Source organism: Pedobacter sp. CG_S7 (assembly GCF_040544395.1).
Taxonomy (GTDB): domain Bacteria; phylum Bacteroidota; class Bacteroidia; order Sphingobacteriales; family Sphingobacteriaceae; genus Pedobacter.
Window position 1 is genome coordinate 1 of record NZ_JBEONS010000054.1, and the last position, 12,357, is coordinate 12,357.

The following is a 12,357-nucleotide window of genomic DNA, read 5'->3' on the forward strand; positions in this document are numbered from 1 at the left end:
AATACATAAAAATATCCTAAATAACAAAAAAAACAAGTGTAATTTATTGTTAATCAATTAGTTAAATCACATATTGCCTTGCAACGGTCTTAACTATTAAATAAAATGATTCTTTTAAATCTCTTTAAAATGTATCTTCGGATATATTCCTAATGAAACCATCACGGATAGCTTCATTACCATCAAAACATAAATATATAAATGAAAATAAAAGTAGGATTCGGATTTGATGTTCACCAATTAAAAGATGGTCATCCCTTTATCGTTGGTGGTGTAAATTTAGAACATCATCGTGGTGCATTCGGTCATTCAGATGCAGACGTATTGCTCCATGCCATTTGTGATGCTTTATTAGGTGCCGCCAATTTGAGAGATATAGGGTTCCACTTTCAAAATACTGACCCTCGGTGGAAAGGCATCAGCAGCATGATATTGTTGCAGGAAACAGTAAAACTCCTGACTGAAAAAGGCTATACTATCGGCAATATTGATGCTTCGCTTTGTTTAGAAGCTCCTAAAATCAATCCTTATATTCCACAGATGCAAAAAAATATTGCTGAGGCTATCAACATTCCCGAAGAGGACATTTCTATCAAAGCCACCACTAATGAACAGATGGGTTTTATTGGAAGAGAAGAAGGGGTAGTTGCCTATGCAGTTTGTTTAATTGAGAAAAATTAATAAACACTAAAGATTACTCTTCCAGGTAGCCAAATTTACCCCGGTTGTAATCTCCTATCGCCTGTTGAATTTCTTCTTGGGTATTCATTAAGAACGGGCCGTAAGCAGCTATAGGTTCATTAATAGGTTCACCACTTAGCAACAGTATAATGCTGTCTGTTTGGGCTTCAATTGTTATTTGTGTTCCTTCATTTTTAAAATGAACAAAATGGGTGGCATTGGAATTTTCGCTGTTATTGATTTTGATATCCCCTTCAATCACCAATATTCCAGTATTGTAGTCTGCAGGAAAGTCAAATGTTACTGTAGCACCGGATTTCAGTTTAATGTTATAAACTTCCATAGGTGTAAACGTAATTGCTGCACCTTTAACACTTTCGTATTCACCAGCAATAACTTCAACAAAACCACCATCAGAAGGTATGGCTACTTTATTTATGGCATTATGTTTAATTCCTTGGTATTTAGGTTTTGACATTTTATATTTTGAAGGCAGGTTTACCCATAATTGCACAATTTGAAAATCACCACCGGTATTACTAAAGGCTTGCTCGTGGTATTCTTTGTGAAGAATACCACTGGCAGCCGTCATCCATTGTACATCACCAGGGTAAATTACACCGCTGTTGCCTGCACTGTCTTCATGGGCAATTGCACCATGATAAACAATTGTCACCGTTTCAAAACCTCTGTGAGGGTGGATACCTACTCCCCTTGGTTTTTCCCTTGCAGAGAAATTTATTTTAGCATTGTAATCCAGCAGAAAAAAGGGGCTCATTTTAAGCCTATATCCATTCGGGAAGAAATTATGCACTCTAAAACCATCACCCACCATATTGGGGGCAGTTGCTTTTAAAATCGCCGCTACTGGTTTAATTATTATATTCATTATATATTCCTTTCTATAAAGATTGGATGCTACTTTTTATGCTTGTTTTACAAATTGCAGTTCACCCAAAATACGCACATCTTCACTTACCATTAAGCCACCAGTTTCTAGTGCAGCATTCCATGTTAACCCGAAATCTGTTCTGTTGATTTTACCATTCAACGTAAAACCAGCTTTAACATTTCCCCATGGATCTGTAGCGATGCCACCAAATTCAACTTTCAATTTAACTAGTTTAGTAGTGCCTTTAACAGTTAAGTTACCATTCAGAGCATAGTCATCACCATCTTTAGTTAAAGTGCCAGATTCAAACTTTATAGTTGGGAACTTTTCTGCGTCAAAGAAATCGCCGCCTTTAAGGTGATTGTCTCTATCTGTGTTGTGGGTGTCAATGGAAGAAATCTGAGCTTCAAAACTTACCTTAGCATCACTAAAATCATTTTTTTCTGTTTCCAGTTCAACGGTGAATTCGTTTAATTTTCCCGTTACCGTAGTAATCATTAAATGTTTTACTTTAAATTCTAATTCACTGTGTGTTGGATCTAAAGTCCATTTAGTTGTTGACATAATTTAAATTGTTTGGGTTAATTAATATTATATCACAAAGATACAGCCGGTTTTAACGCTGTGCATTGATGTAGGATAAGAAATGATTAAGGGCGGAAATGTTTGTGAGCCAGGTCTTTTCTAACCCTGCTCAAGGATTCTGGAGTAATACCCAAATAGGAGGCGATCATCCATTGGGGCACCCTTAAAGTAAGGTTGGGGTATAGTTTTATGAAATCAAGGTATCGTTCTTCAGCAGTTGCACTCAGCAGCATATTGATCCTTCTTTGCATAAAACGGATAGAATTGTTCAGCATGGTTTGGTGAAGGTCCTGCAAGCCCGGTAAGTTTGGTACAGCCTCCTTAAAATAGTCCTTTGGAATAATAATCGCTGTTGTAGTCTCTACAGCATCTATGTTAAAATCAGCAGCCTCATTAAAAAGTAGGCCATTTCTTTCTGAAAGCCACCAATGTTCTGGTGCAAACTGAATGATATGCAGTTTACCTTTATTGTCGATAGAATAGCTGCGCAATAAGCCGTCCACCACGAAATAGGTCCTGTTACAAATTTCGCCTTGACTCAATATGACTTCGTTTTTTTCAAAAGTCTTAATTTTTAGATGCTTTGATATGACTTCGAACTGTTCATTAGTGATGGGCAAGCTTTTTTCAAGGTAAGCTCTAAATATGTTTAACATTATTTACGCGTCGAATTATTTAGGAATGTTATCTGGTTTAGAGAAATTTACCTTACATTGATTGCTGCTGCAAGATCCGCAACTGCCACTTTTATTAGCCACAGCACTATAAATTATGCGACCTATATAGAATAGTGCGGCGAGAAAAAGAAGGATTACTAATATGGTTTGAATATCCATAAATCAAAAATAAGGAAGAAAACCCTTTAAGGAGTCTTTCAATTGTAAATTTACCTATCCATCAAGCCAACAGAGCCACCTACCCAGTCAAAATCCTTATTGTAACGAACGCCAATCATTTTTCCTCTGCTTAGTCTTACCAGGTTCATGCAAAGCTGGGGTTCTTCACCGTCAGGCCATAAATACATCAACCTGATTTCTGTTTTAACATTGCCTTCATGGGCCTGGATAACCGGTTCATAAATCACTTTTCGTTGTAGGACCCAATTTTCCGGGTCGCTGATACTTTTAATGGCCTCTTGGTCTACGTCAATGATAACGCCTTGACCAGCAAAGGAGAATAAAGGTTTTAGTACAAAATTCTTCAGGTCTTGGGGTATTTGGTTAATTTCATTTAAAAAGCGCGTTTCAGGTACAAAGTCATGCTTCAAAAATGGCATGGTGTATTTGCTGATGCGGTAAAACCAATTCGGTTGGGTAGCCCATTCTATATCGAGGTCTTCGCGTGGGTCAAAGCATTGTTCAAAAAGCATTGTCTTATCAGAGATCTCATCAAATATCAATCTGTTATAAATGCGTTTGAGTTGTATTTTCTTCCCATTTTCATTATAAAAGAGTTGTTTTCCTTCTTTAAAAATATCAGTTAAGCTCAATACCTTACAACCCGTAAGCTGATGGGTAAGTTGAAAATCGATAATCGTTTTTTGATGAGGCGCATCTACATCCATCAAGGCAACTTGGTGAGGATGGTATTTGCCTAAGACTACTTTTTTTAAAAGCTCCACATAGTCCGCTTCGTTAAGATCGTTAAAATACGGACTTAACACTGCCATTTCTTCTAGACTGTATGCTTGCTGATAGGCTTTTGCCAGGTGTGGTTGAAAAGCATATAGGGAAGGAAAGCCCTGCAATTCTATGAGTTTTGGTGTCAGTTCACCCAGTTCATCTTTGCATACGGCAAAATCAAAGGTCAAAAAGTGGGGGTGATCATTTTCTGCTGGCACAATCCATTGTGGAGGAATGGCATTTTGCGTTAAGGCTTTAAATTCTGGTTGTCTGATTAATTTGATGATTTGTTCTCCAGCATCAATTAATTTGTCTTTTAATGCGGGAGGAATAAAAACGGGTGTTTCTGCAATACGGAAAGAAATAGAGGATAAGCCCTTTGTTAGGCTTTGTAATAGCGCATCATACTTTTTAAGTGTGAAATTTTGGTTAAACTTATCTCGATAGCTTTTAATCATCGTTATACTTCTGTCAGTTGTTGAATGGCCTCATCTAAAAAGTTCGGCAAGATTAGTTTTTGGGTGAGGGAGATCCTGTTAGGGTCATCTAAGCTCCTCAACATATCTAAGTATTTATCTTCACCATGTTCCTGGATAATTACCTTTTTTTTATCTTCCTGTAGTAAATACATTTTCATTCCTGTAGGATCTGCTTCTGGATGAAATTGCGTTCCCATCACTTCTTTAGAAAAGTGGATGGACATGATGCAACGTTCTAAATCAACATGGGGCCGGTACTTTTCAATAGCAGCAACTGCTGAGCTGTTATTTTCAAAATCGTCCTCATCGCCCGAAATAACTTGCCAATCCCTGCTGTCAACGGCATAAAAAGGATTAGGCAAGCCTTTAAAGACTGGATCCTGCGATCCTTCCTCAGTCATGCTGATTGGGAAGATTCCAAAAGCAGTTGATTTTCGCTGGGTAATTTTTCCTAAGCCATACTTTCTGCAGGCCATTTGAAAAGAGTGGCAAATCAGAAACACATATTTTTTTCCTCCCTTATCCTTACAATTAAAATCATCCAGATCGTCCAATAATTGGAAGAAATTATTTTCCCATTCTAGTCCTTCACCTTCAAAAGGACTTCCTGGCCCACCGGAGGAAATATAAATATCATAACTGGTATCTGGCACTTCATTTTTCTTTCTTAAATCAAAAACTGCTGTAGAAAGATCCAGTCCTTTTTCCTCCTGATACTGTTTTAATATTGCCAGTATACCTCTCATTCCCAGGTTAGGGACTCCATTATTCATGTCAATAACGGCAACCTTAATCTTTCGTTTTTTAGTCATCATTTTAAGTTAGGCCAGCTATTGTTTGCGAAGTAATATAATCTACGACTGCTTCATAACTCCCTGTTTGTTCAAACACTGCAAGTTGTCTGTCGGCACCCGTGCCAGCTGCTAATATTTTGTGGACATAATTAATTTCATTTCTGGAGCCCAGCTCATCCACAACATCATCTATAAAGTCTAAAAGTTCTAAGACTAAATTACGACAATTTACTTCCATTTCTTTCCCAAAGTCAATCAGATTTCCGTCAATTCCGTATCTTGCTGCACGCCATTTATTTTCGTTAATCAAAGCACGTGAGTAGCTGATGAAGTTAAGGTTTTGAAGTCTGAGCTTGTATAGTTTAGCACATAAAGCTTGAAACAAGGCTGTAAAGGCCATGGTTTCATCTACAAGCATCGGGCAATCGCAGATTCGGAATTCTATAGTCTGGAAGAAGGGATGTACCCTGATATCCCACCAGATTTTTTTAGCATTGTCTATGCAGTTGGTCTTCATGAGCAGCTTTACATAATTATCATAATCTTCTATACTATTAAAGATATCAGGTATACCAGTACGTGGGAATTTATCGAAAACTTTAGTTCTGAATGATTTATACCCTGTATTTCTGCCTTCCCAAAAGGGCGAATTTGTAGAAAGGGCAAAAACGTGGGGCAGAAAATAGCGAACCTGGTTAGCAATATGAATGGCTAGCTCACGTGATTGGAAACCAACATGTACATGTAAACCGAAAATAAGGTTTGAACGTGCTGCCTCTTGCAGTTCATTTACAATTTCGCTGTATCGGGGTTGTTCAGTAATCAATTGTTTGGCCCAATGTGAAAAAGGATGAGTACCGGAGGCACCAATGCGTAAACCTTGTTCTCCTGCCAATTGCGCTACTGTTTTCCGCAGCTGAGAAATTTCTTGCCTTGCCTGATCAGTATTCTTGCAGATTCCGGTGCCAACCTCCACAACAGCTTGATGCATTTCTGCTTTTACCTGATCTTTGTGAATTCTTTGCGCGGCTTCTACAATCTTTTGGTCATGAGAGATAAGCTCCCTTGTAACAGGGTCAATAACCATGTATTCTTCTTCTATGCCGAGCGTAAAATCATTCATGAGGTGTATGGTCTATAAGTTAACTTTGGTTTTTTTTGCTGCTTTTACTTTTACAGTCGCAGTAGGTTTTACAGTTATTTTTTTTCTTGCTGTTTTAAGATTTTTTAACAATGGTTTTCCTGCAGCAGCAGTTTTGATATATTCGCCCCATGTCAGGTTGTCTCGCCCTTCTACACAACTTAAAGCCCTTTCAATCGCATATTTCGCTGAGGTGTTTACTACCCATTCAAAATTTTCCTGGCCCACACTAGTTAACTCAGCATCTGGTGCAGGGTTGCAGAAATCTATAGCATAAGGAATACCATCACGCACGGCAAATTCTACTGTATTGAAATCATAGCCCAGGTATTGGTTTAATTTAATTACATAATTATGTATGGTCTGAAGTAATTTTTCACTTGATGGCGGATTCTCCACTGCATAGCGTAAGTGAAAAGGGTTACGAGGTTCATATTGCATGATGCGCACATATTTACCACCGATACAGAAACAACGGAAATATTCCTCAAAAACAATTTCTTCCTGCAGCATCATGACGGTTTGTTTAGTTTTGCTGTGTTTTTCGAAGAAACCCTCTTTATCTTGTAGTTTATAAACATCTTTCCAGCCTCCACCATCAAAAGGTTTCATATAGGCAGGAAAACCAGTGTATTCAAAAACTGCTTCCCAATCTAAAGGGAAGGCCAGGTTGCTGAAAGAATTTTCTGAAGTGTCTTGCGGGCGTTCATAGGATGGAAGCAAGGCTGTTTTTGGCACAGGAATTCCTAATTTCACCGCCAGGGCATTGTTAAAAAACTTTTCATCGGCACTCCACCAAAATGGATTATTGATAACGGCTGTTCCAGTTATAGCTGCGTTTTTAAGTGCTGCGCGGTAAAATGGCACATTTTGTGAAATCCGGTCAACAATTACGGAATAACCCATGCCTTCTGCCTGAAATATTTTATCAATACTTACAAACTCAGCGCGAATATCATCAGGGGCAATTTCGTTTACACGCTTTATAAATGCTTCGGGGAAAGATCTTTCCTGCCCGAATAAAATTCCAATTGTTTTCATCAGTATTAATTTTTTTAAAAAGTTCCTTATACATTCTTCAATCTTTACTCTTGTCGAAATGCTTAAATAGATATTATTTATATTTATTTTTTACTTTATAGTTTGTTTGGGTCGGCTGGTAACCCCATAGCTACAGCCGGCCAAAATGACACAATCGAAACCAGTTTGCATAGGTGGAAAAATAAACTTCCTAAAAGATAGGTAAGAACAATTTTATAAACAAATTTAAAAATCTATTTTTTGGTTATTTGGCGTAAATTTGTAATGGTTATGTTAACAACAGAAATAAAAAATTCGACACATGAACTCGTGTCTGTCTATTTAAAAAGGACGGTAAAGCTTGATATATTTGTCCCTGAAATGCTGTCGGCTGATCAAAAACTGAACCTGCTATTACTTAATGACGGACAAGCCGCAGGGGCGATGGAACTTCAGTCTTTGCTGAATAACTTATACGCCACGCAAAAAATGGAGGCTGTGGTGGTTATCGCCATTCATGCTTGCGCAGACCGGCTTCAAGAATATGGTGTCGCTGGAGTGCCTGATTTTCAACAAAGAGGGGCGAAGGCTGGTGAATATGCACAGTTTATAAAAGAAGAGCTTTTTCCTTTCCTGCTTCAGCAACTTGCCTTGCCTATAAATGGCATAACTGCTTTTGCCGGTTTTTCTTTGGGGGGCCTTTCGGCGTTTGATATCGTTTATAATTATCCAGAGGTTTTTGACCTTGCAGGTGTTTTTTCTGGAGCTTTTTGGTGGCGTAAAAAAGACCTTAAAGATGGCTATAATGATGATCAGGATCGGATAGTACATCAAATGATCCGTAACAGTAAGGGGAAATCTGAACTTAGGTTTTGGTTAATGACGGGTACTGCAGACGAACTCACTGACAGGAATAATAATTATATTATTGATAGCGTTGATGATACCATTGACGTGATTAAAGAATTGTTAAACAAAGGATTTCAGCGGCATACAGACCTCTATTATTATGAAATGGTTGGTGGCAAGCACAATATTAATAGCTGGTCACAAGCTTTTCCAGCATTTTTAATCTGGGCTTTTTCAGGAATTAAGCACTAAAAATCAGGCGATATTTTCAATTTTATCAGATTGGTAAATGAAAATCCCTTTGGTATCTTCAAGTGATTTTTTCAGCATCGCGGCAGCTACGGTTTCAATATTAATGCTCCTGTATTTTCTTAATGGCCCTATTAAGATTGGGTTAATTACCCGCATAATGCTGATCATTAGTCTTTCAGCTAGTCGGTTTTCACTTCTATGGCCATCCAGCAAAGAGGGGCGATAGATGTGAATGGCTTTAAAGGGAATGGCTTTCAAATCCTTTTCCACCTCACCCTTTAGTTTGGAATAAAATACTTTGGAATTTACATTGGCGCCAAGGGCAGAAACAAGGTGGTATTGCGTGGCTCCATTGCTGTAGGCAATCCATGCTGCGTCTATAGGGTATTGGTGGTCTATTTTTTTATACTGTTCCTTGTCTGGTGTTTTTTTTCTAGTAGTACCAAGGCAGCAAAAAACCACATCTCCCTCTATTTGATTTGCTTGCTTATTGAGCTGGTCAAAATCTACAACCAGTTGTTTTAGCTTAGGGTGTTGGATGTTTAATGTTTTTCTCACCACCACTAATACTTCCTTATAATTATGGCTGATCAATAGCTGTTGGAGCAAATTGCTGCCTATTAACCCGCTTGCGCCTAATAAAATAGCTTTCTTTTCCATTCTGTTAATAATAAGTTTAAGTTGGAAATGTTTGTATATACCCCTGTAAGGTACAATTAAAAAACCGTAGCATGCTTTGTTGAATTATCAAGTAGTGTAAACTGTATAATAATTAGCATATTTTACTGCAATCAGGTAACATCTAGGCTGATATATTAAAAAAAACGATTATCTTTGCGCAAAATTCACAAAGCATTATATGCAAAAAATAAGAAATATAGCTATTATAGCCCACGTTGATCACGGTAAAACCACACTGGTTGATAAGATTTTACATACCTGCTCAATTTTTCGTGATAACGAACAAACTGGTGATTTAATACTTGATAATAATGATCTTGAGCGCGAACGTGGCATTACCATCGTTTCAAAAAATGTTTCTGTAAGATACAAGGACTATAAAATTAATATCATTGATACGCCAGGTCACGCCGATTTCGGTGGTGAAGTTGAACGTGTGTTAAAAATGGCTGATGGAGTGGTATTGCTTTGCGATGCATTTGAAGGTGCAATGCCTCAAACGCGTTTTGTAACGCAAAAAGCACTCGCACTTGGTTTAAAACCAATTGTTGTTGTAAATAAAGTAGATAAAGAAAACTGTCGTCCAGAAGAAGTTTATGAGCAAATCTTTGAATTGTTCTTTAACTTAGAAGCTACAGAAGATCAATTGGACTTCCCTGTCATCTATGGTTCATCTAAACAAGGATGGATGAGTACTGATTTTAAGGTGCCAACAACAGATATTTTCCCATTAATGGATGCCATTATTGCACATATTCCTGCAGCACCAGAAAATGAAGGTACCTTACAAATGCAAATCACCTCTTTAGATTATTCTTCTTTCGTAGGTCGTATTGCAATTGGACGTGTACACCGTGGAACAATTAAAGAAAACCAACCGGTAACGTTAATTAAACGTGACGGTAGAGTAGTTAAATCTAGAGTAAAAGAATTATATACTTTCGAAGGGTTAGGTAAAATCCGTGCTACAGAAGTGAAATCTGGTGATATCTGTGCCGTTGTGGGTATTGATGGTTTTGATATTGGCGATACCATTTCTGATTTTGATGCACCAGAACAACTTCCGGTAATTTCAATTGATGAACCTACCATGAACATGTTGTTCACTATTAACAATTCCCCATTCTTTGGTAAAGAAGGTAAATTTGTTACCTCACAACGTCTTAAAGAGCGTTTGTACAAAGAGATGGAGAAAAACCTTGCCTTGAAAGTAGTGGAAACAGAATCTCCTGATGCTTACCTGGTTTACGGAAGGGGCATTCTGCATTTATCGGTATTGATCGAAACGATGCGCCGCGAAGGTTACGAAATACAAGTTGGGCAACCACAAGTTATTGTTAAAGAAATTGACGGTAAAAAATGTGAGCCTATTGAAACGTTAATCGTTGATGTACCTGGAGAAGTTTCTGGTAAAGTAATTGAATTGGTAACCCAACGTAAAGGTGAGTTATTGGTGATGGAACCTAAAGGTGATTTACAACATTTAGAATTTGAAATTCCCTCACGTGGTATCATTGGCTTAAGAAACAATGTATTGACTGCTACTGCAGGTGAAGCGATCATGGCCCACCGTTTTAAATCATATGAGCCCTGGAAAGGTACCATACCTGGAAGATCAAATGGTGTGTTAGTTTCTATGGATAAAGGAAATACAACAGCTTACTCTATCGATAAATTACAAGATCGCGGACGTTTCTTTGTTGATCCAGGTGTTGATGTCTACGAAGGTCAAATCATGGGTGAGCATATTCGTGACAATGATTTAGTGGTTAACATTACCAAAGGTAAAGCATTAACAAACATGCGTGCTTCTGGTACGGATGACAACGCGCGTATTGCTCCAGCAATTAAATTCTCTTTAGAAGAAGCTATGGAATATATCCAGGCTGATGAATATATCGAGATTACGCCTTTAAGCATGCGCCTGCGTAAAATCTATTTAACAGAAAACGAACGTAGGGTTAACGCTAAAAAATTCCAGTCTTAATTATTAAGAAAGCGTATTTAACGAATATATTAGAATGGCTGTCTCCAAAGGACAGCCATTTTTTTATTCAAATATTAACTTTTATCAATTAAGTGCTGCATTTCTTAGCGCTTTTTTGCCGAAAAATGATATTTACTGCTGTTAAATTTCTTTAGTCTGTTAATTTTTAGATTCCCTTATATTATTCATGTAACGGTGGCAAGTTGTAATAGGTATGACTTGAATTGCAATAGTCTACTAGAGGTTTTTTTTTGTCAGGTTATTTTTTTTGAGAAGTATTAGTTTAGATTTTGTTGGATTATTTTTTATGCTGCTTTTTATTTTTTGTCCATCAAACAATTATTTTACATTAATTATTAGAAACAAAAATTTCCACTTCTGCATTACTCCAATCTTTACTTCGTTCATTATAAATTTCAAAGTCATATTTATATGCCCTGTCTGTGTCTGAATTCCAAATATCTTTCCAGGAATTGGCAACACAATCCGGCATTTTCCCTTTTGATAGAACCTTGGTAAAGCTACCGGTAGGTATTACTAAGTTGTCCATTCCTTGAGGGACACCAGCATCAATTTTCACTTTGCAACCAATAAAATATGAAAATGGTTTGGTATAATCACCTTCATATTCATAATACACTGCATAAATCTCATCACCTAATTTGTCAGGGATACTTTCTGCAAAATTTTCTGTCTCAAATTTTTGCCATAGATTTCCGCAGTCAATACTTGATTGTCCACCTTCATTAGTTGTCTTGTGGTCGAGTTTAAGTCCAATTAATTTGAACTCAGATTTTTCTATTTTTTCCATACGGTGCACTTTGTTTTATAGTTTGTAAATTGGTTTATGGTTGTTATACAATTACCTCTAACGTTTTAGTGTCTCATCAATAGTATATATTTATTACCTTAACAAGGTAACAAATAAATCAAAAAAGCATGACAGCAAAAAAAGAATCTAGAAGAACTGTAATTGCAATAGTCTACTAGAGGTTTTTTTGTTGTCAGGTTATTTTCTTTGAGAAACATTACTTTAGATTCCGTTTAATGGCGTTTTACGCTACCTTTTCATTATTTATCAAAGCATTTTCAAATTCCATTGGGGTTAAAAAACCAACTGTTGAATGACTTCTTTTCCTGTTGTGGTACACCATTTCTGTTTTCAGTGTGTCAGGTAGGTAGGGGGCATTTCTGCACCTTTCAGCACATCCGGCTCAGGCAATTATCTAGTCATTTTGTTCAAAATAACCGGCAGTTTATACACAAAACTTGTTTCGAGCCCCGTTCTATGGCATCTGTAATGAATAATACAGAGATTTTTAATATGATAATCCCCACCTTTTAACCTGCTGGTCAATAGATGAACTATCCATT

The 12,357-nt window shown here is 37.2% G+C and carries 13 protein-coding genes; 3 read left to right on the forward strand and 10 right to left on the reverse strand.

Annotated elements, in window-relative coordinates; genetic code table 11:
- Positions 1 to 201: 201 nt before the first annotated feature.
- Positions 202 to 681 carry a 2-C-methyl-D-erythritol 2,4-cyclodiphosphate synthase gene (gene ispF / locus AAKU52_RS16315; protein ID WP_354335503.1) on the forward strand — a complete coding sequence of 160 codons (480 nt, stop codon included), beginning with the start codon at positions 202 to 204 and terminating at the stop codon, positions 679 to 681.
- Positions 682 to 694: 13 nt separating this feature from the next.
- On the opposite strand, the gene AAKU52_RS16320 is transcribed toward ispF, so the two are convergent.
- From AAKU52_RS16320 to AAKU52_RS16355, 8 genes are all read right to left on the reverse strand, one after another.
- The gene (locus AAKU52_RS16320) at positions 695 to 1,570 is read right to left on the reverse strand and encodes a pirin family protein (protein WP_354335505.1); all 876 of its coding nucleotides are present in this window, start codon (positions 1,568 to 1,570) and stop codon (positions 695 to 697) included.
- Positions 1,571 to 1,606: 36 nt separating this feature from the next.
- Positions 1,607 to 2,137 (reverse strand): YceI family protein, encoded by a 531-nt coding sequence (locus AAKU52_RS16325; protein WP_354335507.1) that lies wholly within the window; start codon positions 2,135 to 2,137, stop codon positions 1,607 to 1,609.
- 86 nt (positions 2,138 to 2,223) lie between these two features.
- Positions 2,224 to 2,814, reverse strand: a complete 591-nt coding sequence (locus tag AAKU52_RS16330) for a Crp/Fnr family transcriptional regulator (protein ID WP_354335509.1) — start codon at positions 2,812 to 2,814, stop codon at positions 2,224 to 2,226.
- A 15-nt stretch (positions 2,815 to 2,829) separates the two neighbouring features.
- Positions 2,830 to 2,994 (reverse strand): FeoB-associated Cys-rich membrane protein, encoded by a 165-nt coding sequence (locus AAKU52_RS16335; RefSeq protein WP_354335511.1) that lies wholly within the window; start codon positions 2,992 to 2,994, stop codon positions 2,830 to 2,832.
- 50 nt (positions 2,995 to 3,044) lie between these two features.
- Positions 3,045 to 4,238 carry a hypothetical protein gene (locus AAKU52_RS16340; RefSeq protein WP_354335513.1) on the reverse strand — a complete coding sequence of 398 codons (1,194 nt, stop codon included), beginning with the start codon at positions 4,236 to 4,238 and terminating at the stop codon, positions 3,045 to 3,047.
- A 2-nt stretch (positions 4,239 to 4,240) separates the two neighbouring features.
- Positions 4,241 to 5,074 (reverse strand): type 1 glutamine amidotransferase, encoded by an 834-nt coding sequence (locus AAKU52_RS16345; protein ID WP_354335515.1) that lies wholly within the window; start codon positions 5,072 to 5,074, stop codon positions 4,241 to 4,243.
- Position 5,075: 1 nt separating this feature from the next.
- The gene (locus AAKU52_RS16350) at positions 5,076 to 6,176 is read right to left on the reverse strand and encodes a carboxylate-amine ligase (protein WP_354335517.1); all 1,101 of its coding nucleotides are present in this window, start codon (positions 6,174 to 6,176) and stop codon (positions 5,076 to 5,078) included.
- A 12-nt stretch (positions 6,177 to 6,188) separates the two neighbouring features.
- On the reverse strand, positions 6,189 to 7,235 hold the full coding sequence (locus AAKU52_RS16355) for an ATP-grasp domain-containing protein (RefSeq protein WP_354335519.1): 1,047 nt from the start codon (positions 7,233 to 7,235) through the stop codon (positions 6,189 to 6,191).
- A gap of 270 nt (positions 7,236 to 7,505) precedes the next feature.
- Between AAKU52_RS16355 and AAKU52_RS16360 the strand changes: the two genes are divergently transcribed.
- On the forward strand, positions 7,506 to 8,315 hold the full coding sequence (locus tag AAKU52_RS16360; protein WP_354335521.1) for an alpha/beta hydrolase: 810 nt from the start codon (positions 7,506 to 7,508) through the stop codon (positions 8,313 to 8,315).
- A 3-nt stretch (positions 8,316 to 8,318) separates the two neighbouring features.
- Here the strand turns inward: AAKU52_RS16360 and AAKU52_RS16365 are convergent, their stop codons facing one another.
- A complete protein-coding gene (locus AAKU52_RS16365; RefSeq protein WP_354335522.1) occupies positions 8,319 to 8,975 on the reverse strand; it encodes an oxidoreductase in 657 nt (218 codons plus the stop codon).
- Positions 8,976 to 9,174: 199 nt separating this feature from the next.
- On the opposite strand from AAKU52_RS16365, the gene typA reads away from it, so the two are divergent.
- A complete protein-coding gene (typA, locus tag AAKU52_RS16370) occupies positions 9,175 to 10,983 on the forward strand; it encodes a translational GTPase TypA (protein ID WP_354335524.1) in 1,809 nt (602 codons plus the stop codon).
- A gap of 349 nt (positions 10,984 to 11,332) precedes the next feature.
- On the opposite strand, the gene AAKU52_RS16375 is transcribed toward typA, so the two are convergent.
- A complete protein-coding gene (locus tag AAKU52_RS16375; RefSeq protein ID WP_354335525.1) occupies positions 11,333 to 11,794 on the reverse strand; it encodes a GyrI-like domain-containing protein in 462 nt (153 codons plus the stop codon).
- Positions 11,795 to 12,357: the final 563 nt, after the last annotated feature.